Origin of the sequence: Streptomyces lasalocidi (assembly GCF_005280215.1) — a bacterium.
Taxonomy (GTDB): domain Bacteria; phylum Actinomycetota; class Actinomycetes; order Streptomycetales; family Streptomycetaceae; genus Streptomyces; species Streptomyces longwoodensis.
Window position 1 is genome coordinate 859,680 of the sequence record NZ_SZNQ01000001.1, and the last position, 25,206, is coordinate 884,885.

General features: G+C 73.6%; 22 protein-coding genes and 1 pseudogene. 13 read left to right on the forward strand and 10 right to left on the reverse strand.

Annotated elements, in window-relative coordinates; genetic code table 11:
• Positions 1–174: 174 nt before the first annotated feature.
• Complete coding sequence (gene katG / locus E4U91_RS03720) at positions 175–2,397, reverse strand: catalase/peroxidase HPI (RefSeq protein WP_137305201.1); 2,223 nt, start codon at positions 2,395–2,397, stop codon at positions 175–177.
• 78 nt (positions 2,398–2,475) lie between these two features.
• On the reverse strand, positions 2,476–2,913 hold the full coding sequence (locus E4U91_RS03725) for a Fur family transcriptional regulator (protein WP_137305202.1): 438 nt from the start codon (positions 2,911–2,913) through the stop codon (positions 2,476–2,478).
• A gap of 272 nt (positions 2,914–3,185) precedes the next feature.
• On the opposite strand from E4U91_RS03725, the gene E4U91_RS03730 reads away from it, so the two are divergent.
• Positions 3,186–4,199 carry an RNA polymerase subunit sigma-70 gene (locus E4U91_RS03730; protein ID WP_137305203.1) on the forward strand — a complete coding sequence of 338 codons (1,014 nt, stop codon included), beginning with the start codon at positions 3,186–3,188 and terminating at the stop codon, positions 4,197–4,199.
• Positions 4,200–4,263: 64 nt separating this feature from the next.
• Here E4U91_RS03730 and E4U91_RS03735 read toward each other — a convergent pair whose 3' ends face one another.
• Both E4U91_RS03735 and E4U91_RS03740 read right to left on the reverse strand, forming a co-directional pair.
• Entirely contained in the window at positions 4,264–4,881 is a 618-nt protein-coding gene (locus E4U91_RS03735) for a DUF6461 domain-containing protein (RefSeq protein WP_137305204.1), read from the reverse strand.
• Between the two features lie 66 nt (positions 4,882–4,947).
• The gene (locus tag E4U91_RS03740; RefSeq protein ID WP_137305205.1) at positions 4,948–5,577 is read right to left on the reverse strand and encodes a hypothetical protein; all 630 of its coding nucleotides are present in this window, start codon (positions 5,575–5,577) and stop codon (positions 4,948–4,950) included.
• Positions 5,578–5,816: 239 nt separating this feature from the next.
• Between E4U91_RS03740 and E4U91_RS03745 the strand changes: the two genes are divergently transcribed.
• From E4U91_RS03745 to E4U91_RS03775, 7 genes are all read left to right on the forward strand, one after another.
• Positions 5,817–6,260 (forward strand): helix-turn-helix domain-containing protein, encoded by a 444-nt coding sequence (locus E4U91_RS03745; protein ID WP_174867750.1) that lies wholly within the window; start codon positions 5,817–5,819, stop codon positions 6,258–6,260.
• Positions 6,261–6,319: 59 nt separating this feature from the next.
• On the forward strand, positions 6,320–6,730 hold the full coding sequence (locus tag E4U91_RS03750) for a VOC family protein (protein WP_137305206.1): 411 nt from the start codon (positions 6,320–6,322) through the stop codon (positions 6,728–6,730).
• A 119-nt stretch (positions 6,731–6,849) separates the two neighbouring features.
• Positions 6,850–7,350 carry a MarR family winged helix-turn-helix transcriptional regulator gene (locus E4U91_RS03755; protein WP_137305207.1) on the forward strand — a complete coding sequence of 167 codons (501 nt, stop codon included), beginning with the start codon at positions 6,850–6,852 and terminating at the stop codon, positions 7,348–7,350.
• A gap of 216 nt (positions 7,351–7,566) precedes the next feature.
• On the forward strand, positions 7,567–9,165 hold the full coding sequence (locus tag E4U91_RS03760) for an MFS transporter (RefSeq protein ID WP_137305208.1): 1,599 nt from the start codon (positions 7,567–7,569) through the stop codon (positions 9,163–9,165).
• Between the two features lie 122 nt (positions 9,166–9,287).
• On the forward strand, positions 9,288–10,280 hold the full coding sequence (dhaK, locus tag E4U91_RS03765) for a dihydroxyacetone kinase subunit DhaK (RefSeq protein WP_137305209.1): 993 nt from the start codon (positions 9,288–9,290) through the stop codon (positions 10,278–10,280).
• Between the two features lie 60 nt (positions 10,281–10,340).
• Positions 10,341–10,946, forward strand: coding sequence for a dihydroxyacetone kinase subunit DhaL (gene dhaL, locus E4U91_RS03770; RefSeq protein WP_137305210.1), 606 nt, complete (start codon positions 10,341–10,343; stop codon positions 10,944–10,946).
• An 8-nt stretch (positions 10,947–10,954) separates the two neighbouring features.
• Positions 10,955–11,365, forward strand: coding sequence for a PTS-dependent dihydroxyacetone kinase phosphotransferase subunit DhaM (locus E4U91_RS03775; protein WP_137305211.1), 411 nt, complete (start codon positions 10,955–10,957; stop codon positions 11,363–11,365).
• 243 nt (positions 11,366–11,608) lie between these two features.
• Here the strand turns inward: E4U91_RS03775 and E4U91_RS03780 are convergent.
• Positions 11,609–12,313, reverse strand: a pseudogene (locus tag E4U91_RS03780) (glycoside hydrolase family 75 protein); the annotation flags it as partial.
• Positions 12,314–12,689: 376 nt separating this feature from the next.
• Here E4U91_RS03780 and E4U91_RS03785 point away from each other — a divergent pair.
• Both E4U91_RS03785 and E4U91_RS03790 read left to right on the forward strand, forming a co-directional pair.
• Entirely contained in the window at positions 12,690–13,712 is a 1,023-nt protein-coding gene (locus E4U91_RS03785) for a fibronectin type III domain-containing protein (RefSeq protein WP_137305213.1), read from the forward strand.
• A gap of 173 nt (positions 13,713–13,885) precedes the next feature.
• On the forward strand, positions 13,886–14,428 hold the full coding sequence (locus E4U91_RS03790) for a hypothetical protein (protein WP_137305214.1): 543 nt from the start codon (positions 13,886–13,888) through the stop codon (positions 14,426–14,428).
• Here the strand turns inward: E4U91_RS03790 and E4U91_RS03795 are convergent.
• Positions 14,376–14,966 carry a PadR family transcriptional regulator gene (locus E4U91_RS03795; RefSeq protein WP_137305215.1) on the reverse strand — a complete coding sequence of 197 codons (591 nt, stop codon included), beginning with the start codon at positions 14,964–14,966 and terminating at the stop codon, positions 14,376–14,378. The two genes, E4U91_RS03790 and E4U91_RS03795, sit on opposite strands and share 53 nt — an antisense overlap.
• A gap of 86 nt (positions 14,967–15,052) precedes the next feature.
• Positions 15,053–15,544, reverse strand: coding sequence for a hemerythrin domain-containing protein (locus E4U91_RS03800; RefSeq protein ID WP_137305216.1), 492 nt, complete (start codon positions 15,542–15,544; stop codon positions 15,053–15,055).
• Positions 15,545–15,820: 276 nt separating this feature from the next.
• Between E4U91_RS03800 and E4U91_RS03805 the strand changes: the two genes are divergently transcribed.
• The gene (locus E4U91_RS03805) at positions 15,821–17,884 is read left to right on the forward strand and encodes an MMPL family transporter (RefSeq protein WP_137305217.1); all 2,064 of its coding nucleotides are present in this window, start codon (positions 15,821–15,823) and stop codon (positions 17,882–17,884) included.
• Between the two features lie 194 nt (positions 17,885–18,078).
• On the opposite strand, the gene E4U91_RS03815 is transcribed toward E4U91_RS03805, so the two are convergent.
• The 3 genes from E4U91_RS03815 to E4U91_RS03825 form a co-directional block, all read right to left on the reverse strand.
• The gene (locus E4U91_RS03815; protein ID WP_137305218.1) at positions 18,079–20,094 is read right to left on the reverse strand and encodes an NADPH-dependent 2,4-dienoyl-CoA reductase; all 2,016 of its coding nucleotides are present in this window, start codon (positions 20,092–20,094) and stop codon (positions 18,079–18,081) included.
• A 118-nt stretch (positions 20,095–20,212) separates the two neighbouring features.
• Positions 20,213–20,581, reverse strand: a complete 369-nt coding sequence (locus tag E4U91_RS03820; protein WP_137305219.1) for a hypothetical protein — start codon at positions 20,579–20,581, stop codon at positions 20,213–20,215.
• Positions 20,582–21,212: 631 nt separating this feature from the next.
• A complete protein-coding gene (locus E4U91_RS03825; RefSeq protein ID WP_137305220.1) occupies positions 21,213–22,094 on the reverse strand; it encodes a hypothetical protein in 882 nt (293 codons plus the stop codon).
• A 245-nt stretch (positions 22,095–22,339) separates the two neighbouring features.
• Between E4U91_RS03825 and E4U91_RS03830 the strand changes: the two genes are divergently transcribed.
• A complete protein-coding gene (locus E4U91_RS03830) occupies positions 22,340–24,406 on the forward strand; it encodes a SpoIIE family protein phosphatase (RefSeq protein ID WP_241678501.1) in 2,067 nt (688 codons plus the stop codon).
• Positions 24,407–24,526: 120 nt separating this feature from the next.
• Positions 24,527–25,204: a hypothetical protein gene (locus E4U91_RS03835; RefSeq protein WP_137305221.1), complete on the forward strand. Its 678-nt coding sequence runs from the start codon at positions 24,527–24,529 to the stop codon at positions 25,202–25,204.
• Positions 25,205–25,206 lie beyond the last annotated feature (2 nt).

Genomic DNA, 25,206 nt, shown 5'->3' on the forward strand with positions numbered 1-25,206 from the left:
TGGTCCCTGCCGGGAGGCAGCATCTCCTATGACGACGGTCATAACAAGGGCGCCGCGTGTCACACGGTGGGTGCGACGCACGGTGGCCCCGGTCCTGGGGAGGACCGGGGCCACCGGTTCACGCGGTGTCCGCCGGGACGGCGGGACGGCGGGACGGCGGGACGCTGCGAGGGATCAGACCAGGTCGAACCGGTCCGCGTCCATGACCTTGGTCCAGGCCGCGACGAAGTCCGTGACGAACTTCTGCCGCGCGTCGTCGCTCGCGTAGACCTCCGCCAGCGCGCGCAGCTCGGAGTTCGAGCCGAAGACCAGGTCGGCACGGCTGCCGGCCCACTTCAGCTCACCGGTTGCCGCGTCGCGGCCCTCGAACGTGGTCTGGTCCTCCGAGGTCGCCTTCCACGTCGTGCCCAGGTCGAGCAGGTTGACGAAGAAGTCGTTGGTCAGCACCCCGGGGGTCGTGGTGAGGACACCGAGCTGCGACTGCTGGTGGTTGGCGCCGAGCACGCGCAGACCGCCGACCAGGACCGTCAGCTCGGGGGCGCTCAGCGAGAGCAGGTTGGCGCGGTCGAGCAGCAGGTACTCGGCCGGCAGGCGGTTGCCCTTGCCGAGGTAGTTGCGGAAGCCGTCGGCGGTCGGCTCCAGCGCGGTGAACGACTCGGCGTCCGTGTGCTCCTCGGTGGCGTCCACCCGGCCCGGCGTGAACGGCACCTGGATCTCGACGCCGGCTTCCTTGGCGGCCGCCTCCACGGCGGCGGAGCCACCGAGGACGATCAGGTCGGCCAGGGACACCTTCTTCGCGCCCGAGGAGGCGTTGAAGTCCTGCTGGATGCCCTCGAGGGTGCGCAGCACCAGCGCCAGCTGGTCGGGGTCGTTGACCTCCCAGCCGCGCTGCGGCTCCAGGCGGATCCGGGCGCCGTTGGCACCGCCGCGCTTGTCCGTGGCGCGGAACGTCGAGGCCGACGCCCACGCCGTGCTCACCAGCTGGGAGACGGTCAGGCCCGACTCCAGCAGCTTGGCCTTCAGCGTGGCGACGTCCCCGGCGTCGATCAGCTCGCCCTCGCGCTCCGGCAGCGGGTCCTGCCACAGCAGCGTCTCCTCCGGGACCTCCGGGCCGAGGTACAGCGACTTCGGGCCCATGTCACGGTGGGTCAGCTTGTACCAGGCGCGGGCGAAGGCGTCCGCGAACTGGTCCGGGTTCTCCAGGAAGCGGCGGGAGATCTGCTCGTAGACCGGGTCGAAGCGCAGCGACAGGTCCGTGGTGAGCATCGTCGGCAGGTGCTTCTTCGACGGGTCGTGCGCGTCCGGGATGACCGGCTCGGCGTTCTTGGCGACCCACTGCTTGGCGCCGGCCGGGGACTCGCTGAGCTCCCACTCGTGGGCGAAGAGGAGCTCGAAGAAGTCGTTGCTCCAGCGGGTCGGCGTGGTGGTCCAGGTGACCTCCAGGCCGGAGGTGATGGTGTCCCCGCCCTTGCCGGTGCCGTAGGTGCTGCGCCAGCCGAGGCCCTGCTCCTCCAGGGAGGCGGCCTCGGGGTCGTTGCCCACGTGGTCGGCGGGGCCGGCGCCGTGGGTCTTGCCGAAGGTGTGGCCGCCGGCGATGAGCGCGACGGTCTCCTCGTCGTTCATCGCCATGCGGCGGAACGTCTCCCGGATGTCGCGGGCCGCGGCCAGCGGGTCGGGGTTGCCGTTGGGGCCCTCGGGGTTGACGTAGATCAGGCCCATCTGGACGGCGCCGAGCGGGTTCTCCAGCTCGCGGTCGCCGCTGTAGCGCCGGTCGTCGAGCCAGGTGGTCTCGGGACCCCAGTAGACGTCCTCCTCCGGCTCCCAGACGTCCTCGCGGCCGCCGCCGAAGCCGAAGGTCTCGAAGCCCATGGTCTCCAGGGCGACGTTGCCGGCGAGGATCATCAGGTCGGCCCAGGACAGGCTCTGGCCGTACTTCTTCTTCACCGGCCACAGCAGCCGGCGGGCCTTGTCGAGGTTGGCGTTGTCGGGCCAGCTGTTCAGCGGCGCGAAGCGCTGCTGGCCGGCGCCGGCGCCGCCGCGGCCGTCGCTGATGCGGTAGGTGCCGGCGCTGTGCCACGCCATGCGGACGATCAGCGGGCCGTAGTTGCCGAAGTCCGCGGGCCACCAGTCCTGCGAGGTGGTGAGCACCTCGGCGATGTCCTGCTTCACGGCCGGGAGGTCCAGAGACCGGAACGCCTCGGCGTAGTCGAAGTCCGCGCCGAGCGGGTTGGCGACGGCGGGGTTCTTCGCGAGGATCTTGACGTTCAGCCGGTCCGGCCACCACTGGCGGTTGCCGCCGCCCTGCGTCGGGTGGGCGGCACGCCCGTGCGCAACCGGGCAGCCTCCCGTGCCCTCCGTCTTGGAGTCGGTGACGATCGCGTCGGGGTTCTCAGCCATGCAGGCATTCCTTCCGGACTGGGTTGATCGAAGTGCTCGGGTGCTGGGGTGCTCGGGTGCTGGCGGTGCCGGGGGTGCTCAGGAGCGGTGCGCGGTGGAGCAGTCGGGGCACAGGCCCCAGTAGATGACCTCGGCCTCGTCGATCGAGAAGCCGTGGTCGTCGGAGGCGGTCAGACAGGGCGCGTCGCCGACCGCGCAGTCGACGTCGGCGACGGCACCGCACGCGCGGCACAGCACGTGGTGGTGGTTGTCGCCCACGCGTCCCTCGAACCGGGCGGGGCTGCCGGCCGGTTCGATCCGGCGTATCAGTCCTGCCGTGGTGAGCGCGTGCAGCGCCTCGTACACGGCCTGGACGGAGATGTGCCCCACGCGCTCGCGCACACCGGCGGCGATGGCCTCGGCACCGAGGTGGTCGCCCTTGCGGACGGTCTCGAGCAGCGCGACACGGGCGGCCGTCACCCGCAGGCCGGCACCGCGCAACTCGTCGGCGGTGGACGGGGACTGGGGTGCGGTCATGGCCGTGACCCTTCCACACAAACACGAATGGTTCAAGAAAAAGAAACGTTAAAGATTGGTGCCGTGCCGGGGGAAGCGGGCGGTCGTCGCGGTGACGCGGGCCGATGGGGTCCACCGGGCTCTAGGGATCCACCCGGCTCTGCGGACGCCGTCGGCCTGGGATGGCGGGGCATGCCGGCTGCTCAGCCATGCCGACCGGCCCTGGTGATGAGTTTTCGCGGCCGCGCCCGTCACACGTACGACCGGACGGGGTGAGACGGAAGGATGACGTGATGGGCGCGGACACCATGCTGGAGGAGCTGGGTATGAGCGGACCGGGTGCGGGCGGTCTCGGCGAGGCCGACGAGTCGGCCTTCTCGGGGCTGGCCGAGCGGCACCGGCGGGAGCTGCACGTGCACTGCTACCGGATGCTCGGGTCGTTCGAGGACGCCGAGGACGCCGTGCAGGAGACGTTCCTGCGTGCCTGGCGGCGGCGGGAGACCTTCGAGGGGCGGTCGACGTTCCGGGCCTGGCTGTACCGGATCGCCACCAACGCCTGCCTGGACCTGCTCGCCAAGCGCCGCCCCGAGCCCGCGGCCGGCGGCGAGGCGCGGTGGCTGCAGCCCTACCCGGACCGGCTGCTCGACGAACTGCCCGCGGGTGACGCGGACGAGCCGGAGACCGTCGCCGTCGCGCGGGAGACGATCGAGCTGGCGTACCTGGTCGCGGTCCAGCACCTCGCGCCGCGCCCGCGGGCCGTGCTGATCCTGCGGGACGTGCTCGGGTGGCCGGCGAAGGACGTCGCGGAGTTCCTCGGCGACTCGGTCAACTCCGTGAACAGCGCGTTGCAGCGCGCCCGGGCCGGGATGCGGGAGCACCTGCCCGAGGAGCGGCAGGACTGGACCGGCGGGGAGGAGGACGCCACCCTGCGTGAGCTGGTGCACCGCTACGCCGAGGCCAGCGTGGCCACGGACGTCGAGGCGCTCGCCTCGATGCTGCGGGACGACGTCCGCTTCTCGATGCCGCCCACGCCCGGCCTGTACGTCGGCCGCGACGCAGTGGTGGACTTCCTGAGGGAGAGCGGCTTCGAGGGCATGACCGGTCTGCGCGCCGTTCCCACCTCGGTGAACCGGCAGCCGGCCCTGGCCTTCTACCTCTGGCAGCGGTCCGAGGGCGCGTACCTGCCGCTGACGATCGACGTCCTGCGCGTCACCGGCGGGGCGATCACCGAGGTCACCACGTTCCACGACGACCGGTTCCCGCGGCTCGGACTGCCGGAGCGCCTGCCGGCCGACGGCACCGAGTGACCGGCTCGGCTTGTTCATTGGGCGCGGGTGTCATGCGATCGGTGACGTCGATGAGAACACCGGTTCAGTGCTGGGTGGGGATCTCGACGATGCCTATGGAGTAGGTGCCGTCTTCGAGCATGTTCGCGGTCAGGTGGACGCCGGTGAGCTCTTCCGCGAGTGCGACGTAATTCTCCAGGTCGTAGGCGCCGGTTTCGAGGTCGAACCCCGTCCGGCGCATGAGGTCGAGGAGGTGGTCCGGTGTGGTGCCTTCTCGATGGAGGGGACCCTCGAAGCGAGTGCGCAGCTCACCGTCCTCCCACCAGGAGAACAGGGACATGGCGTTCGGGCTGCGGAAGTGCGAGACGCCGCGGGTGCCGCGAGTGGCGTGCTTCATCGCATCGGTGTGGATCTCGATGCCGCCGTTGATCTCGAGGGCCAGGACCCAGTCGGCGTCTTCGTCGTGGACCAGGGCGGCTCCGACGAACATGCGGTCGCCCCAGTCGTCCTCACCGTCCTGGAATTCGCGGTCCCGGGCGATGAAGTCATGGAAGCCGTCGCAGTCTTCCTGCGGCTGGGCGCCGATGCGGTCGAGGTACTCACGTGGAGTGAGACCGCGAACCAGCGTCAGGGTGTAGCCCTCGAGCAGGAAGCCGCGGTGGAAGTCGCGGAGCCAGGAGCGGTCGGCCGATTCAGCGTTCATGGGCGGCCATGGTGCCAGGCGCGACTGACAGGACAGTCAGCTGCCACAGCCCGTCACGGCCGACCATCAGCCCACTTGTTCTCCCGGCCATCCAGGTCGAAGACCCGCGCGTCGCAGCGTCAGAGTCGACAGGTCGGCGATGACGTCAGGGTCCCCGCGACGCCAGGCGTCGGCCAGGCCGCCCGGCGGCGTGGCGAGCGCGACCAGCGGCCGCTGCGGCCCGGTGAGCGCACGCAGCGCGAGGAGGTCGGCGCCACCGGGGGCGTCGAAGAGGCGGCGAGTGGTGGCGCTCCGCCGGATCCACCGCAGCCGTGGAACGAGCCACAACACCAGGATCACGGCGGTCGGAAGGACGATCAGGGCGATCGTCGTGAGCGTGGCGACATGGCCCACGGTGTCCTGCAGCGACTGTCCGGCATCGGAGAGACTCGTGCCGGCCTCGGCCGCGGACTTGAGTGGCTTCTTCAACGAGTCACCGACGAACGGGACCTTCGAGGCCGCGTTGCCCGCATCGTCGAGACTGGAGGCAAGACCGTCGCCCGCGCTCTCGGCTTTCCGCCCGGGCTCGGCCAACGTCAGGATCGCGTCACGGACCACCAGGGCGAACTTCACCGTGCTCGCGATCAGGAGCAGAGCGATCAGATCCGCGATCAGCTGACGACCCCGACGCGCCGGGCTCTGGGCGTAGAGACGCATGGACGTGCTCCTGTTCCGACGGCGACAACGAGAACCACCAACTCCGAACCGGTTGACAGGGAGCTCGTGCCTGCGGGGGTGACGGCGAGGATCGGCGGGTGGCTTGACGGTACATGGGATGCGCGGACGATATCGGGGGGCGTCCAGCGGGGGCCGCCGAGCGCTGGAATGCCGCCCCGCTGTGGGTGGGCCCGGTGTCGACCTCCAGGTGGACCGCGCCGCCGTGATGGGATGGCCGCGTGAGCCGCGCCGCCGAAGACACGCACCGCCGGATGCTCCGGGCCCGCGACGCCATGGACCGCGCCTACGCCGAGCCCCTGGACGTGCCCGCGCTGGCCCGGGTCGCGCACGTGTCGGAGTCGCACTTCACGCGGACCTTCCGGGCCACCTTCGGTGAGACGCCGCACCGCTACCTGCAGCGCCGGCGCGTGGAGCGGGCGATGTTCCTGCTGCGGGAGACGGACCGCCCGGTCACGGAGATCTGCTTCGAGGTCGGCTTCGGCAGCCCGGGCACGTTCAGCCGGACGTTCCGGGACATCGTCGGCCGCTCCCCGCGCGCGTACCGCAAGGAGACCGCCACGGCGAGACCGGCCGCGGCGCCGCCGGTGCACGTGCCGACGTGCTTCACGATGGCCTGGACCCGTCCGTCCCACGGCGGGCCCGCACCCGGTCCTGGCCGCTGACCCCCGGCTCGGCGGTTTCGGAGAAGTTTTCCGCGTCGTGGGTCGTTAGCGTGACACCCATGTTCACGGGAATCACGCACTCACAGATCTACGTCCTCGACCAGGACGAGGCCCTCGGCTTCTACGTCGGCAAGCTCGGCCTCGAGGTGACCGCCGACGTCGACCTCGGCTTCATGCGCTGGCTGACCGTCGGTGTCCCCGGCCACCCCGAGCGCCAGATCCTGCTGGAGAAGCCGGGTCCGCCGGCCCTGTCCGAGGAGACGGCGGAGCAGGTCCGCGCGCTGCTCACCAAGGGCGCGACCGGCGGCCACCTCATCTTCAGCACGGACGACTGCCGCAAGACCTACGAGACGCTGCGCGGCCGGGGCGTGGAGTTCACCCAGGAGCCCACCGAGCAGCCGTACGGCATCGACTGCGGCCTGCGCGACCCGTTCGGCAACAGCATCCGCTTCACCCAGCCCACGGGCTGAACCGACCGCGCCCGTCCAGGGGTCGGTACCCGGACCACGAGCCGGCCCCGGCCCCCGGGACGGGACGCAACAGCTAGCTATGTTGACATAGGTATCCGCCCGTACCTATGCTCGCCGTCATGCCCCCGCACAGCGCGTCCGCGCAGGACCTCGACCACGTGGCCGCCGGCCTCGTGGCGTGCCTGCCCGCGCTGGGGCGGGCCCTGGAGCGGCAGGTGGACCTGGTGTACCCGCACCCCAAGCCCTCCGAGGCGCAGCTGGCGCTGCTCCGGCACGTCGGCGACCACGACGGGGTGACCGTCCGGGCCGCGGCCGAGGCGCTGCTGATGAAGCCCAACAACGTCAGCGCACTGGTCACCCAGCTCACCGAGCAGGGCCTGCTGGAGCGCCGGCAGGACGCCTCCGACAAGCGCGTCGCCCACCTGCACCTCACACCGGTCGCCCGGCAGCGCCTCGTCGAGGTCAGGCAGCTGATGGCCGGCCACGTCGTGGGCGCGCTGCGCGCCCTGACGGAGGGCGAGCTGGACGCCCTGGGCTCCGCGCTGGGCGCGTTGAACGCGCTCGGCCGGCACCTGCCCACCGCAAGCGCCGCCACCGCCACCGCCACCGCCGCCCACTGAGCGCGGTGCCGGGTCCGTCGTAGGACCCCGGGCGCGTGCGGCCCCGCGGCCCGGCCCTCCTCCTCCCCTCCCCTCTTCTCGCCTTTCTCGCCCTTCCGGCTTCCTCCGGTGGTCGGCGACCCGTCGTCGTGCGCGCTCCCTGTGGCGTGTCGATCCGCTGTCGCGTGCCGTCCGGTGCCGGACCGGCGAACGAACGAACGAAGGACAGGCACTGTCATGCCCTCCGTGGACACCCACTCCCCCACCCCGGCGGCCTCCGTCGCCGCTCCCCCGGACCAGCCCCGCGGTCTGCGGGCCAACCCCTGGCTGACGCTGATCGCCGTCGCGTTCGGCCTGTTCATGGTCGGTCTCGACGGGTCGGTCGTCTCGATCGCCAATCCCGAGATCGGCCGCGACCTGCACGCGTCCACCGCCGACCTCCAGTGGGTCACCAACTCCTACCTCCTGGCGCTGGCCGCCGCGCTGATCCTCGGCGGCAAGCTCGGCGACCGGTTCGGGCGGCGGACGTTCTACCTGGTCGGTGTCGCCGGGTTCGCCGTGGCGTCCGTGGCCATCGGGCTGAGCGGGTCCATCACGGGCGTCATCGTCTTCCGCGCCGTGCAGGGCTTCTTCGGCGCGCTGCTGATGCCCAACACCCTCGGTCTGCTGCGGGCGGTGTTCCCGCCGCGGAAGTTCGGCATGGCCGTCGGCATCTGGGCCATGGTCTCCTCCGTCTCCACCGCCCTCGGCCCGATCGTCGGCGGACTGCTCGTGGAGCACGTCGACTGGGAGTCGGTGTTCTTCATCAACGCGCCCATCGCCGTGGCCGCGCTGGTCTTCAGCGCCCTGGTGCTGCCGCAGAGCAGGAACACCGCCGCGCGGGGCGAGAAGTTCGACCTCGGCGGGGTCGTGCTGCTGGCGGTGGGGCTGCTCGCCGTCGTGTTCGGCGTGGTCAAGGGCGAGACCTGGGGCTGGACCGCGGGCGGCACCCTGGGCGCCATCGGGGGCGGTGTGCTGGTCCTGGTGGCCTTCGGCCTGTACGAGAACCGGGTGGCGGCGCCGCTGCTGCCGATGCGCCTGTTCCGCAACCCGGCGCTGACCATCGGCACGGTCATCACCGCGCTGAACTTCTTCGTGCTGCTCGGTGTGATCTTCTTCGTGATGCTCTACCTCCAGAACGTGCGCGGGTTCTCCCCGGTCGAGGCCGGGGTGCGCACCCTGCCGCTCAGCCTGGCCTCGGTGGTGGCCTCGCCGCTGGGCGCGGCCCTGACGGAGCGGTTCGGGCCGCGGTTCACGATGCCGCTCGGCATGGCGCTCCAGGCGGTGGCCTGCTTCGTGATGCTCGGCTGGGCCGCGGACTCGTCGTACGCCCTGATGTGGCCGCCGTTCATCGCGCTCGGCCTGGGTGTCGGCATGGTGATGTCGTCGTCGTCCGACGCCATCGTGGGCAACGCGCCCGTCCGGGACGGCGGTGTGGCGGGCGGCCTCCAGGCGACGGCCCTGCAGGTCGGCGGCGCGCTGGGCACGTCGGTGCTGGTGTCGCTCATCGGCAGCCGGGTCGGCTCCACCCTCACCGGCGAACTGACCGCCGCCGGGGTGCCCGCCGACGCGGCGGCGGGGCTGGGCGAGGCGAAGGACGCCGTGGCGATGGGGGTCGCGCCCGTCCCGGACGCCCTGCCCGGACCCCTGCGGACAGCGGTCGTCGAGGGCAGCCACCAAGCGTTCATGAACGGCGTGCACACCTCCGTGCTGGTCGCGGGCGCGCTGTGCGTGCTGGGCGCGCTGGTCGCCGCGGTCGGCGTGCGCCGGGCCCCCGGGGCGGCCGCCCAGGGGTGAGGGCGGGCGGCGCTCCGGCCGCCCGGGGTGTCCCCGCCGGAAGGTCTTCGACGGACGTGACCTTCGCCGCCGCAAGGTCGATACTTCCTAACGGGACACCCGCCCAGCCCTCGGAGGTAGTCATGAGGATGCTCATCAACGTTCCCGAGACCGTGGTCGCCGACGCGTTGCGGGGCATGGCGGCCGCGCATCCGGAACTGACCGTGGACGTGGAGAACCGGGTGGTCGTCCGACGGGACGCGCCGGTCGCCGGGCAGGTGGCGCTGGTCTCCGGGGGCGGCTCGGGGCACGAGCCGCTGCACGGCGGGTTCGTCGGGCCGGGCATGCTGTCGGCGGCCTGTCCCGGCGAGGTGTTCACCTCGCCCGTGCCGGACCAGATGCTGCGGGCCGCGGCGGCCGTGGACAGCGGCGCCGGGGTGCTGTTCGTCGTCAAGAACTACACCGGGGACGTACTGAACTTCGAGATGGCCGCCGAGCTGGCCGAGGACGAGGGCATCCGGGTCGCCAAGGTGCTCGTCGACGACGACGTGGCGGTCACCGACAGCCTGTACACGGCCGGGCGGCGCGGTACCGGGGCGACCCTCTTCGTCGAGAAGATCGCCGGCGCCGCGGCGGACGAGGGGCAGCCCCTGGAGCGGGTCGAGGCGGTGGCCCGGCAGGTCAACGAGAACGCGCGCAGCTTCGGCGTCGCCCTGAGCGCCTGCACCACCCCCGCCAAGGGCAGCCCGACGTTCGACCTGCCCGACGGCGAGCTGGAGTTCGGCGTCGGCATCCACGGCGAACCGGGTCGCGAGCGGCGGCCGATGATGACCTCGCGGGAGATCGCCGACGCCGCCGTGCACGCGATCCTCGACGACATGACGCCCCGCAACCCCGTGCTGGTGCTCGTCAACGGCATGGGCGCGACCCCGCTGCTGGAGCTGTACGGCTTCAACGCCGAGGTGCAGCGGGTGCTCACCGAGCGCGGGGTGGCCGTCGCCCGTACGCTCGTCGGCAACTACGTGACCTCCCTGGACATGGCCGGCGCGTCCGTCACCCTGTGCCAGATCGACGAGGAGCTGCTGCGGCTCTGGGACGCCCCGGTGAGCACGCCCGGGCTGCGCTGGGGCCGGTGAGGGAGTCGTCCCCGGCGCAGCCGACCGCACCCGTACGCACCTGACACGCAAGGAGACCCCGTGTTGGACGCCGACTTCTTCCGCCGTTGGATGACGGCCACCTCCGCGTCCGTCGAACGCGAGGCGGAGCGGCTCACCGCCCTCGACTCGCCCATCGGCGACGCCGACCACGGCAGCAACCTGCGGCGCGGCTTCGCCGCGGTGACCGTGGCGCTGGAGAAGGAGGCGCCGCGCACACCGGGCGCCGTCCTGATCCTCGCCGGGCGCCAGCTCATCTCGACGGTGGGCGGCGCGTCGGGACCGCTGTACGGCACGCTGCTGCGCCGCACCGGCAAGGCGCTCGGCGACGCGCCGGAGGTCGGCCCCGAGCAGCTGGCCGAGGCACTGCGCACGGGCGTGGACGCCGTGATGCAGCTCGGCGGGGCCGCGCCGGGCGACAAGACCATGATCGACGCGCTGGTCCCGGCGGTCGACGCCCTCGGGGACGGGTTCGGCGCCGCCCGGGCCGCCGCCGAGCAGGGTGCCGAGGCCACCACGCCGTTGCAGGCCCGCAAGGGGCGGGCCAGTTACCTCGGCGAGCGCAGCATCGGGCACCAGGACCCCGGGGCCACCTCGGCGGCCCTGCTGATCGCCGCGCTCGGCGAAGCCGACACGGACGGGGAGTGAGGGCCGCCATGAGCGACGACAGGCTGGTCGGCATCGTCCTCGTCTCGCACAGCGCGGCCGTGGCGGCGGCCGTCGCCGAGCTGGCCCAGGGGCTGGTGGGCGGCGGTCCGCACGTCCCCATCGCCCCGGCGGGCGGTACCGAGGGCGGCGGCCTCGGCACCAGCTCCGAGCTGGTCGTGGCGGCCGCGGCGTCGGTGGACCGGGGTGCCGGGGTCGCCGTCCTCACGGACCTCGGCAGCGCCGTCCTGACCGTGAAGGCGCTGCTCGCGGAGGGCGACGAACTGCCCGACGACACCCGGCTGGTGGACGCCCCGTTCGTGGAGGGCGCGGTCGCCGCGGTGGTCACGGCGGCCACGGGCGCGGACCTGGACGCGGTGGCGGCGGCGGCCGCGGAGGCGTACAGCTACCGCAAGGCCTGAGGGCGGCGCCGGGGACCGCCCGTCACGGCGGGTCAGGAGCGCGGTCCCCCCCCCGCCCGGCTACTCCTCCTGCTCGTCCTCGGCGTCCGCGCCCTGCCCGTCCGGTTCCTCGTCGGAGGGGGCGTCGGCCGACTCCTCGGACGGGTCCGCCGCATCGTCCGGCGCCGCCTGGCGGGGCGGGTCCTCCGGCGCCTTGCCGGTGGTGGCGGCCGCGGATCCGCCGGCCGTCGCCGCGGCGCCGGTGTCGCCGCGGACGAAGAGGCGGGCGAGCCGCTCCCCCGTGGCCACGGCGGCCGCGCGGTCCTGGATGGGCTTGACCTCGGAGTCCTTGAAGACGATGTAGGTGACGCCGGAGGGCGTGCCGCCGCCGTGCGGGTCGGGGCGGATGCCGAGGCCCACGGCGGTGGCGTAGGACGCCTCGCCGATGATGTCGTCCGGGCCGACGTCACCGACGACCGCGTACTGGACGCGGTCGCCGTGGACCACGGCCGCGACCGATCCGCCGCGCACCCCGTCCCGGCGGTGGTCCCAGATGTCGCTGGGCGCCGGGACGACGACGTACGGCAGGGTCTCGGCGCTCAGGTCACGGCCGTCGGACTGCTGGAAGGCCGTGCCGGGGGCGTACAGGGGGTCGGTGCGCGCGTTGCAGTACCGGCCCGGGCGGCCGTCGCAGTCGATGTCCAGGTCGGCCTTCCAGAAGACGACGCCCCCGGTGCCGCACACCGGGACGGTGGCGGGTGTGTCGTGGTCGGTGCGGTAGCGGCCCTGGGAGACGGGTGTGCAGTCCCGCACCCTGGCCAGCAGGTCCGCCGCGCTGACCGCTCCGACGTGCTGCGGCGCCGGACCGCCCAGGGGCGGCGGCGCCGTCGGGGCGGCGGAGGAGGACGGGAGGGTCGGGGCCACCAGGGCGAGGCCGGCCACGGCCAGGGTCAACGACTGGACACGCACGGAAGGGACCCTCTCATGGGGGAGGTGACGAGCACTCAGCCCAATCTCGTGGGGGTCGCCCTACCGGGCCATTCGAAGGGGGCCGTACGGAGCACCGTTCTGACGCGGTGACAGGGAGCGGGCGCCGGCGCCCATGTGGAACGCCGGCCACCCGGCCACCCGCCGGCGCGGGATCAGCGACGACAGCGGTCCGCGCCTCCGGGGCGAACTCCCCAGCCCTCTCGGGGCAGTTCGCCCGTGGGGCCCTCAGCATACGTAACCCTCCCGGGTGACCACCAACGCCGGCCCGGAGACGTCACACCCTCTTGATGTGCTCGCATCATCGCGGCATATTGGTCCGGACCATTGCCGCCGTTCCGGGCCGGGAGGCGAAGCCGTGCGACGCGTTGTGCTGGGCTCAGCGGTGCTCGCGGGGGTGCTGGCGCTGGGCTGCGGCTGTGCCTCGACGACCGATGACACGGCCGCCGGCGCCGCCGAGGGCGCGGCGCCCGGGGCGCCGACCGGGGTCACCGCGGCGGCGGGCAGCGCGACCAGCGTGCACCTGATGTGGAACGCCGTCGGTGCGCGGGCCGGCGTGTCGGCCTACGAGGTCTACCGGGGCACCGCCAAAGTGCGGGAGGTGCCCGGCTCCGTCCACATGGTCGACGTCGTACGGCTCGCCCCCGGCACCGCGTACGCCTTCACCGTGCGCGCCCGGGACGGCGAGGGGCGGCTCGGCCCGCCCAGCCGCGAGGTGCGCGCCAGCACGCCGACGGCCACGGCGGCCGACCGCTCCGCGCCCACCCGGCCCGGCGGGGTCGCGGGCCGCGCGGTGGGGGCGACGGCCGTGCAGCTGTCCTGGTCCGCCGCGACCGACGACCGCGCGGTGGTGTCGTACGACGTCTACCAGGGCGGGACGAGGATCCACAGCGTCGGCGGGAACCAGACGGCGACCGTCGTGACGGGACTGCGGCCCGGCACCCGCTACGCCTTCACCGTCCGGGCTCGGGACGCCGCCGACAACCTCTCCGCGGCCGGGCCCGCCGTCCGGCTGACCACCGGGCCCGGCACCGGCGCCGCCGACCGGGACACCGCGCCGGCCGGCTTCCGCGCGACGAGCCACCGGGCGGACGGGGCGTACTACCTCGACCTCGCCTGGGTGCCGCCGCGGGTGGACGGCGTCGTCACCGAGTACGAGATCCGGCTCGACGGGCGCACGGCCACCTCGCTCGTGTGGGGCGGGAACGCGCCCCGGGACGAGGCGTCATACAGCTTCTACCTCGGGAAGGAGACCGGGCGGACGGTGCGGGTGCGGCTGCGGGCGCGGCTGCCGGACGGCACCTGGGGCGCCCTGTCGGCCGAGCGCGCGGTGACGACGGGCGCCGCTGACGGCACGGACGGCGCGGACGGCACGGGCTGACCCGGACGGACGGTCGGTCCGGGTCCGCCCGAGTGCGCCCGTCACCCGGCCGGGTGCCGTCCGGGTGCGGGAGGGCGGGCGGCACCGTTGGCTGGCTCCGAGGCAGCACGGGCGTACCCGACCCCTCGGCGGCGCAAGGGATGTACCGCCAACCGTGCCGCCGGAGGACACCGATGACCGACTCACGCCTTCTCGTCCGCTCCGGACTCACCGTGGCAGTCGCCGCCGCGCTGCCCCTCGTCCTGACCGCCGACCCGGCCGCCGCGCGGGTGCAGGGGATCTCCGTGAGCACGGTGGGCACCACCGTCTCCGTGGTCACCAGCGCCTGCACCACCCAGACCAACGGCACCTGGGGCACCGGCTCGCTGCTCAGCAGCGGCCAGACGACGTTCGCGCAGGGGCGGCAGGTGGCCCTGTCCGGCACCTCCGTCAGCCAGTCGGCCGCCTGGTCGAACGTCAGCCCCGGCACGTACACCGTCATCGTCACGTGCGCCAACGGCACCACGGCCGGTACCCAGTCGGTCATCGTGTCGGCCCCCGTCACCCGCACGCCCACGCCGACGGCCTCCGCCTCGCGCGGCGTGATGGGCGGCTCGGGCGGCTCCGTCCACGACTACGGCACCCTCACCCTGGCGGCGGGGGGCACGCTGGTGGGCGCGGGCGTCATCGCGGCGGCGTGGTTCCTGCGCCGTCGCTCGAAGCCGTACCGCCTGTGACCCCGGACAGGTCGGCGACCTCCGCGAGCGCGTGGGCGAGCCACCCCGTCCAGAAGGTCTCCAGGTCGATGCCGGCCCGCAGCACCAGGTGACGCAGCCGGTCCTCGGGGCCGTCCCGGCCGGGCGGGAAGTCGCGCTCCTCGATGTCCTGGTACTCGGCCAACTGCCGCCGGTGCAGGTCGAGGTGGCGGGCCAGGTCGGCCTCGAGGCCCGCGGTGCCGACCACGGCGGCGGCGCGCAGCCGCAGCAGCAGCGCGTCCCGCTGCGGCTTGGGGTCCTGGCCGGCCGCGGTCCAGCGGGCCAGCTCGGCGCGGCCCGCGGGCAGGACCTCGTAGGCCTTCTTCTGCCCGCGGGCCGGCTGCTCGGCCGGCAGGGCCCGGATGAGGCCGTCGGACTCCAGCTTCCCCAGCTCGCGGTAGATCTGCTGGTGCGTGGCCGACCAGAAGTACCCGATCGACCGGTCGAACCGGCGGGTCAGCTCCAGCCCCGACGACGGCTTCTCGAGCAGGGCGGTGAGGATCGCGTGCGGGAGTGACATGGCCTCATCCTAGGGACGGGCCCCCGGTGCGACGGCCCCCCGGCCGTGTCGTCCCCCACCGCTGCCGTCCCGCCGGGGCGCCGCGGTCAGGCCTTGACGATGCGGCGCACGTTGTCGATCGAGCCGCAGTCGGCCTTCAGCTGACGCTCGCGCTCCTCCAGGAACGCCGCTCCCAGTTCCTCGCGCCGCTCCATGGCCACGTTCTCGCGCGCGCCGTTGAGGATGGTGCGCTCCTCCTCGTCGGCGTGGTGGGTGACGGCCTCCACCAGCTCCTCCAGCTTGGAGTCCCACTCGTCGGACCCGACCTCCTCCACCTCCAGGAGGGCCAGGAGGGCCTCGTTGCCTTCGTCGTGCTCGTGCTCGCCGTGCTCGACCTCTTCGTCGTCGATGTTCTTGTACCTCTTGAGCGCGGGGTAGACCTTGGCCTCCTCGGCCTGCGCATGGGCGACCAGCAGGTCGGCGAACTCCTTGAGCGCCGCGGCGCGGTCGGCCTCGACGCTGCGCATCAGGCGGAACAGGTCTTCCATCCGCCGGTGGTCCTGGAGGATGAGCTCGACGACGTCCTGGGTCTGGGGCATGACGGGGCACCTGTCTTCCTTGCGGGCGGTCGTGGTGACCATCGCTTACCCCCACCGCCTGCATTGATGGCTCGGAACACGACGACCGCTGCGCGCATGACCCCTTCGGGTCAGCCGGAGTGCGGAGCGTGCGGCGCCTTGGCACGCGCGATACGGCCACCGCCCGCTCCGCCGGACATCCGGCGCACCCGCACCAACCCGCCGCGCATCCGCCGCGCCCCTGACCGCCGAAGGGTGAGGGACCGGCCGTCGGGCCGTACCGGACTGGGAGTGCTGATGACCGCCTTGGCTCGCTTCGTGGTGCGACACCGCTGGTGGATCATCGCCTGCTGGGTCCTGCTCGCCGTCGCGGGCGGGTTCGCCGCGCCACGGGCCACGAACGCACTGAGCTACGAGGGCAGCCTGCCCGGCCGCTCCGGCTACGAGACGAACCAGCGAATCGTCGAGGAGTTCGGCTCGGGCGGCGAGAACGCACCGGTCGTGCTCGCCGTCACCGCGGGGAGCGAGCGCCTCGGCTCGCCGCAGGCCACGCGGATCGCCGCCGCGGTGGAGGCGGCCCGGCCCGGCGGGCGGCTGGTGAGCTGGCAGCAGGAGCCGGACCTGCTGGCGGCCGACCGCCGCACGGGGGTGCTGCTGGTCTACCCGAGGCCGCTGCCGGGCGCGCCGGAGCCGTACGTCCGGGTGCTGCCCTCGCTGGAGGCCGCCGCCGAGAGGGCCGGCGCCGCCACCGGGACGACGGTGACGGTGACCGGCCAGGCCGCGCTCGCCGAGGGCGGTGGGGGCGGCGACGCCGGTGTGCTCGCCGAGACGCTGTTCGGCGGGATCGGCGCCCTGGTCGTGCTGGTGCTGGTTTTCGGCTCCCTGCTGGCCGCCACCCCGCTGATCGTGGCGGTCGCGTCGATCCTGACCACGTTCCTGATCATGTGGGGCCTGACGGCCGTCACCGACGTGTCGTTCATCGTGCAGTACCTGCTCGCGCTGATCGGGCTCGGTGTCGCCATCGACTACGCCCTGCTGATCGTCACCCGCTGGCGGGAGGAGCGCGGCCGGGGCGCCGACCCGGAGGAGGCGGTCACCCGCGCGATCGGTACCGCGGGACGGTCGGTGCTGTTCTCCGGCCTGACCGTGGCGATCAGCCTCGCGGCGCTGATCGCCCTGCCGGTGCCGTTCCTGCGCAGCGTGGGCTTCACGGGCCTGCTCATCCCGCTGATCAGCGTGGTGACCGCACTGACCCTGCTGCCCGCCCTGCTGCTGGTGGCGGGCCGGCGGCTGGACTGGCCGCACCGGCGCCGCAGCGAGCCCGACAGCAGGCTGTGGCGGAGCATCGCCACCGTGGTCGTGCGCCACCGGTGGGTGGCCGCGGCCGCCAGCGCCGTGGTGCTGCTCGCCCTCGCCGCGCCGGTGGCGGGTCTGCGCCTCGGCTCCCCCAGCAACGACTCCGTGATCAGCGCCGGGGGCGGGGCGGCGGATGCTCTGCGCACGGTGCAGGACGCGGGCATCGGTGACGGCATCACCCAGCCCGTGGAGGTGCTCACCCGCGACCCGGCGCGGACGCGGGCCGTCGTGGGGGCGGTGGACGGGGTGGCCGGCGTCGCCGGGCCGCAGGAGTGGCGGCGCGGCGCGTGGTCGGTCGTCGACGTGTGGACGGCCGCGGACCCGGCGACGGCCGAGGGAGCCGCCGCCGCATCGCGGGTGCGCAGTGCGGCGGAGGGATCGGGGGCGCGGGTCGGCGGACTGCCCGCCCAGGACGCCGACTTCGTCGACGCGGTGTACGGCAACGCCTGGTGGATCGCCGCGATCATCGTCGTGGTGACCTTCCTCCTGCTGGCCCGCGCCCTGCGCTCGATCGTCCTGCCGCTGAAGGCGCTCCTGCTCAACGTCCTCTCCCTGGCGGCCGCTTACGGCGTCACGGTGCTCATCTGGCAGGAGGGGCACGGTACGGAACTCCTCTTCGGCCAGTCGGCCTCCGACGCCGTCACCACCTGGGTGCCCGTGGCCGTCTTCTCCTTCCTGTTCGGCCTGTCGATGGACTACGAGGTCTTCCTGCTGTCGAGGATCCGCGAGGAGTACCTGGCCAGTGGCTCCACGGACCGGGCCACCGTCGACGGGGTGGCGCGCACCGGACGCCTCATCACCTGCGCGGCCGTCATCCTCTTCCTCGCCTTCGTCTCCCTCTCCCGGGTCCCGGCCACCGACGTCAAGATCTTCGCCACCGCCCTCGCGCTGGGCATCCTCATCGACGCCACGATCGTCCGCGGTGTCCTGGCCCCCGCACTGGTGGCCGCGCTCGGCCGGGCCAACTGGTGGCTGCCCGGCCGCCGAGGTGACGGATCCAGGTGACTCCGGACGCTAGGGCCTGTCGTTTGGATCATTCCGGCGTCGCGGGGTCCGGCACGCGCATCTGCGGCGTTGTCGTCAGTTGGCGACGCTCCGCGTCGCCGCCCTCCTCCGCCTTGCAGCTGCACGCACCAGACCCCGCTCGGGTCGGCGACAAGGCGCCGTGGGCCGGGCCGGACTGATCCAAACGACAGGCCCTAGAGGGCGGCTGCGACCTCCGTGCCCTGCTTGATCGCGCGCTTGGCGTCCAGTTCGGCGGCCACGTCGGCGCCGCCGACCAGGTGCGGGGTGCGGCCGGCGGCCAGCAGCTCCTCGTACAGGTCGCGGCGCGGCTCCTGGCCGGTGCACAGCACGATGGTGTCGACCTCCAGGACAGTGCTGTCCTCGCCGACGGTGAGGTGCAGCCCGGCGTCGTCGATGCGGTCGTAGCGCACGCCGGGGACCATGGTGACGCCCCGGTGCTTGAGCTCGGTGCGGTGGATCCAGCCGGTGGTCTTGCCCAGCCCGGCGCCGACCTTGGTGGTCTTGCGCTGGAGCAGGTGCACGGTGCGCGGCGGGGCGGGCCGTTCGGGCGCGGCGAGGCCGCCTGGCGCGCGGTAGTCCGTGTCGACGCCCCAGTGGCGGAAGTACGTCGCCGGGTCCTCGTTGGCCCCGTCACCGCTGTCGGTGAGGAACTCGGCGACGTCGAAGCCGATGCCCCCGGCGCCGAGGACGGCGACGCGCTTGCCGACCTCGGCGGTGCCGCGCAGCACGTCGAGGTAGCCGACGACGCTCGGGTGGTCGACGCCGGGGATGTCGGGGGTGCGCGGGGTGACGCCGGTGGCGACGACGACCTCGTCGAAGTCGGCCAGGTCGGCGGCGGTGACGGGGGTGTCGAGGCGGACGTCGACGGTCTCCTCGGCGAGCCGGTGGCGGAAGTAGCGCAGCGTCTCGTCGAACTCCTGCTTGCCCGGCACCCGGCGGGCGACGTTGAGCTGGCCGCCGATCTCGCTCGCGGCGTCGAACAGGGTGACGTCGTGGCCGCGTTCGGCGGCGGAGACCGCGCAGGCCAGGCCCGCGGGGCCCGCGCCGACGACGGCGACGCGCTTCCTGCGCCGGGTCGGGGAGAGCACCAGCTCGGTCTCGTGGCAGGCGCGGGGGTTGACCAGGCAGGAGGTGATCTGCCCGCTGAAGGTGTGGTCGAGGCAGGCCTGGTTGCAGCCGATGCAGGTGTTGATGGCCTCGGGCCGGCCGGCGGCGGCCTTGGCGACGAACGCGGGGTCGGCGAGCATCGGGCGGGCCATCGACACCATGTCGGCCACCCCGTCGGCGAGCAACTGCTCGGCCACTTCGGGGGTGTTGATGCGGTTGGTGGTGACCAGCGGCACCGACACCTCGCCCATGAGCCGCCGGGTCACCCAGGTGTAGGCGCCGCGCGGCACGGAGGTGGCGATGGTGGGGATGCGGGCCTCGTGCCAGCCGATGCCGGTGTTGATGATCGTCGCGCCGGCCGCCTCGATCGCCTTGGCGAGGTCGACGACCTCCTCCAGCGTGGAGCCGCCGGGGACGAGGTCGAGCATCGAGAGCCGGTAGACGACGATGAAGTCCTCGCCGACCGCCTCGCGCACGCGCCGCACGATCTCCAGGGGGAAGCGGACGCGGTTCTCGTGGGAGCCGCCCCAGCGGTCGGTGCGGTGGTTGGTCTGGCTGGCGGTGAACTCGTTGATGAGGTAGCCCTCGGAGCCCATGATCTCCACGCCGTCGTAGCCGGCCTGCCGGGCGAGGAGGGCGGTGCGGGCGTAGTCGTCGATGGTGCGCTCGATGTCGGCGTCGCTGAGCTCGCGCGGCACGAAGGGGCTGATCGGCGCCTGGAGGGGGCTGGGGGCGACGAGGTCGCGGTGGTAGGCGTAGCGGCCGAAGTGCAGGATCTGCAGGGCGATCCGGCCGCCCTCGCGGTGCACGGCCGCGGTGACGACGCGGTGCTGCTCGGCTTCCGCCTCGGTGGTCAGGCGGGCGCCGCCCTCGTAGGGGCGGCCCTCGTCGTTGGGGGCGATGCCGCCGGTGACGATGAGGCCCACTCCGCCGCGGGCGCGCTCGGCGTAGAAGGCCGCCATGCGCTCGAACCCGCGCTCGGCCTCCTCCAGGCCGACGTGCATCGAGCCCATCAGGACGCGGTTGGGCAGCGTGGTGAAGCCCAGGTCGAGGGGGCTCAACAGGTGGGGGTAACGGCTCATCGGGGCCCTCCGTGCAGGGTGTCGTCGACCCTGTTGTAGAGGACCCCGAAGCTTTATGCAACTAGTTGCAGAACGAGCCCGATCCGCCGCGGAACCCGCCGACGGCCGTGCTGTAGGGCTACTTGCTCTCCAGCAGGACGTGCAGCTCCTTCTCCTGGTCGCCCGAGGAGTGACCCACATCACGCAAGCTGAACTGGGCGTCCAGCACCTTGCGGAGCTGTTCGATCGCCCAGTAACCGCCCTGCGCGTCGGCCGTGACGGTGGACGAGAGCCGGGCGGGCGGCGGGAACTCGTGCGCCTCGCTGACCTCGAAGGTGCCGAGCCAGACCATGGGACGCGAATCGTCCAGTTGTTCGGGCACGTCCTCGGCGCACCGGTCGGACTCGAAGCACGCACAGAGCGCGTCGAAGACCACTCGGGCGTCCTCCTTGCTGCATCCGCTGATCTCGACGGAGACGGACTCCTCGTGCGATCGCTCGCGGTCCATCGTGATCGCTCCTCTCGTGACGGTGACGCGGAGCGCGAGTTCCCCACGAACGGCACCGCATCCCCCGGGAGCGGCACTTTTCGGTCCGTGGGCCGAGCGCCGAACGCGTCCGCGCGGGACGAGAGGCCGAGCACCGAACGCGTCCGCGCGGGACGAGAGGCCGAGCACCGAACGCGTCCGCGCGGGAGGAGAGGCCGAGCACCGAGCGCGGGCCGACCCGAGGGCCCACCGGCGCGCGGCAGGGCGCCGGGCCGCGGCGGCGCGTGTCGACGGGCAGGGCGTCGGGTGCGGGCCGAGGGGACACCGCCGCCACGGCGTGCGGGCCCGCGGGAGAGTCGGCCGACACAGGGTGCAGGCCCGCCGGTGACCCGGCAGGGTGCCGGGCCCATGTCCGCGTGGGCGGGTGGGCGGGGCGCCGGGTGCGTCCGCGCGGGAGGGAAGGCCGGGCGCCGGACGCGGCCCGACCCTGGGGCCGGCCGGCACAGGGTGTGAGCCCGCGGGAGGGTCGGCCGACTCGGGGGCGCGGGCCCGCCGGTGACCCGGCAGGACGCCGGGCCGCGTTCGTGCCGGCGGGCGGGCCGGGCGCCGGGGCGCGATGTCCGGCCCGCCCTCTGCCCCTCCCCCGCGCGCCTCAGCCGCGCGTGAAGCGGTACGTCTTGCTGTCGGTGAGGACGCAGAAGCCCGGGGAGACCACGATGACGCGCAGGGTGCCGGTGCGGCGGTCGTAGTCGACGCCCTCGGCCTCGAAGCTGCCCGAGCAGCCGCTGCGCAGGGGCAGCTGGCGCAGGGCCGTCACGTGCCCGGCGACGTCGGAGGAGCCGGGCTGCGCCGAGAGGTCGATCTGGAGCAGCGGCTTGGTCATGCCGAACAGGGACCCCTCGGGGTCGTCGGAGGAACACAGCAGGGTCGTCGGGCCGGAGAAGTCGCAGCCCTGCACGTCACGGACGGCGTGGTCGAGGTGGACCGTGGACGCCTGCGGGAGGTTCGCCGACGGCGAGGTGCTCGCGTTGACGCCGGGGGTGGGCAGGACGAGCAACCGCGTCATGGTGCCCCACTCCCCCGTGAGCATCCACTGGCCGTCGGGCGAGACGGCCACCCAGGAGTTGTTCAGGGCCTCGCCGGGGCTCAGCGCGTGCACGTACTCCGACCAGGCGCCGCCGGGCGCCTGCACGCGGAACATCTTCGAGGCGCCCGAGTCCCGCTGGTAGGGCTCGACGTAGTAGCCGTTGTACGAGGCGTCGGGGTCGCCGACGTGGTTCCAGCCGCGCATCGACAGGCCGAGGGGGACGGTGCCGATGCCGGTGTAGCGGTTGGGGCTGCCCGCCGGGACCTCGACGGAGGCCAGGCCCTGGCTCTCGGTCAGCGGGTCGGCGCGGTCGGAGCCGACCTCGCTCCAGGTGTCCGCCGCCGCGGCGGGCGGGGCCGCGGACAGGGCGGCGGCGGCCGCGGTGGCCAGGACGACGAGCGCGGTGCGGGCCACGTGACGGCGGCGGCGGGCAGGGCGCAGGGGCATGGGCCGACTCCTCGACGGGGGGTGGGTGACGCGGGTCGGCGCACAGTCTGGCGGCGTTCTGTAGTCATGTACAGACCAAATGATGGACACGGGCGGACCAGTCGGCGAACGGCGCCCGTCCCCGTCCCGGGGGAGGATGGAAGCGGTGCGGAAGGCATGGGAGAACGGGGTCGGGCGCGGTAGAACAAGGGGAGTCGGCGCGGGGGACGGCGTGCCGCGGCAACAGTACGGAGGCGGTGCGTGGCATGACTGCAGCTGAACCGGCGGCGGCCGGGACGGGCGGCCCCATGCGGCCCGGTGGCCTCCTCGACGTCCTGAACGTGGCCTCGGTGGTCCTGGACGCGCGGGGACGCATCGTGCTGTGGAGCCCGCAGGCCGAGACCCTGTTCGGCTATCCGGCCGAGGAGGCGCTGGGCCGGTACGCCGCGCAGGTGATGGTGCACGAGCGTCACGTCGAGCTGGTCGTGAAGCTGTTCGCCGACGTCGTGCGGACCGGGCAGAGCTGGGCCGGCGCCTTCCCGATCCGCCGCAAGGACGGCAGCGTCCGGCTCATCGAGTTCCGCAACATGCGGCTCCTGGACGACCACGGCGACGTCTACGCCCTCGGTCTGGCCGCCGACCGGCCGACACTGCGCCAGGTGGAGCAGGACCTCGCCCTGTCCACCCGTCTGGTCTCGCAGTCACCGGTCGGGCTGGCCGTCCTCGACACCGACCTGCGGTACGTGTCCGTCAACCCAGCGCTGGAGCGGATCGACGGCGTCCCGGCCGACGCCCACCTGGGCCGCACGCTGCGTGAGGTGGTGCCACTGCTGGACGCCGACGCGCTGGAGGCGGCGGCTCGAAAGGTGCTGCGCACCGGGGAACCGGTCGTGGACCGCGCCACGGTCGGCCGGACCCCGGCGGACCCGGACGAGGACCACGCCTGGTCGATGTCGCTGTACCGGCTGGAGGACGCCCGCGGCGCCGTCCTGGGCGTGGCCGTGTCCGTCGTGGACGTCACCGAGCAGCACCGGGCCGGCGTCGAGGCCGAGGCGGCCCGCCGGCGCCTGGCCCTCGTCGCGGACGCCTCGGCCCGCATCGGCACCACGCTGGACCTGGAGCGCACCGCCCGCGAGCTGGCCGACGTGGCCGTGCCGGAGCTCGCCGACGTGGCCGCGGTGGACCTGCTGGACGCGGTCGTCGCGGGCCGGCCCGGCACCTTCGGACCGACCGAGTCGGCCGTCATCCGCGCGCTCGCCGTGCGGGCGTACGCCTCCCCCGAGGCGCTGGCGGCGGCCGACCCGCCCGGCCAGGTCGCCCGCTACGGGCCCGACCGGCTAGTCACCGAGTGCGTGCGCACGGGCAGCCCGGTGCTGGTGCCCGAGGTGGCCGACGACGACTACGTCCGCATCGCCCGCTCCCCCGAGGCGGCCGTGCTGCTGCGCCGGTCGGGCGTCCACTCGTACCTGGCCGTGCCGCTCATCGCGCGCGGCGAGGTGCTCGGCGCCCTGGACCTCAAGCGGACCGTCAACCCCGAACCCTTCACCGAGGACGACCTGCTGCTGGCCCGGGAACTGGCGGCGCGCGCGGCCGTGCAGATCGACAACGCCCGCTGGTACCAGAACGCCCGCACCACCGCGCTCACCCTCCAGCGCAGCATGCTGCCCAGTCACCCGCCGGTCACCGGCGGCCTGGAGGTGGCCTCCCGCTACCAGCCGGCCGGCGCCACCACCGAGGTCGGCGGCGACTGGTTCGACGTGATCCCGCTGGACGGCGCCCGGACGGCCCTGGTCGTCGGCGACGTGATGGGCAGCGGCATCGACGCGGCCGCCACGATGGGCCGGCTGCGCACCGCGACCGCCACGCTGGCCTCGCTCGGCCTCGACCCGGCCGTGCTCCTGGAGCACCTCGACCGGATCACGTCCGGCCTGGACCACTCCATCGCGACCTGTGTCTACGTCGTCCACGACCCCGAGCTGGGCCAGTGCCGGATCGCCAACGCCGGGCACCTGCCGCCGGTGCGGCTGCGCGCCGGCGGGTCGCCCGAGCTGCTCGACCTGCCCACGGGGGCGCCGCTCGGGGTGGGCGGGGTGCCGTTCTCCACGACCGCCGTCGACTTCACCCCCGGCGACCGGCTGGTGCTGTACACCGACGGACTGGTGGAGACCCGCCGGCACTCCCTCGACGAGCGGCTGGAGGCCCTGCTCGCCCTGCTGGACGGACCCGGCCGGCCGCTGGAGGAGCTGTGCGACCTCCTCCTGCGCACCCTGCACCAGCCCGACAACCACGACGACGTGGCTCTGCTCGTGGCCCGCGCCCGCGAGCGGGACTGACGCGGACGACGGACCCCGCACGTCCGATTCACAGGCATTTGTTACCTCGTCCTTACCCCGCTGCCCGGACAATCACAGTGAGGGATGGACCGTGTCGTCGGGCCGGGAAGGTGAGCCGAGATGCACGAGCCGGAGCGGGAGCACAGCGGCGGCGGTGCGCCGACCGGGCGGTGGCAGGGGCGTTCACGACGGGGCCGCGCGCTGATCGCGGCCACCACGGTCGCCGTGCTCGCCCTGGGCGGCACGGTCGCCTACGCCGCTACGTCGGGCGGCTCCGGCGGTACGGCACCGGCGGCACCGGGGTCCTCGTCGTCCGCGGCGCCGTCGCCCGACCGGCACGGGCGCGGGCCGTGGTCCGGCTTCGGCGGCGAGGGGGTGCACGGCGAGGCGAGCGTGAAGGACCCCGGCTCCGGCGACTGGATCGTCCGCACCTGGCAGCGCGGCACCGTCGAGAAGACGGACGGCGACCGGGTCACCGTGCACAGCGAGGACGGCGCCTCGTGGACCTGGACGGTGGGCAAGGACACCGCCGTCCGCCGGGACAAGGGGTCCACCGCAGGCGCCGACACCCTGAAGAAGGGCGACGCAGTCCTGGTCATCGGCACCCGCGACGGCGGCACGAGGACCGCCGACCGCGTGCTCTCCGGCACCTTCACCGACCACGACGACCACGACGACCACGGGGACCAGGGCCGCAAGGACGGCCACGGCCCCTTCGGCGACCGCCCGGGGCAGCGGTGGGGCGGCGACGACTCCACGCCCTCACCGGCGCCCTCGGGGAGCGGCGCGGCCACCTGACC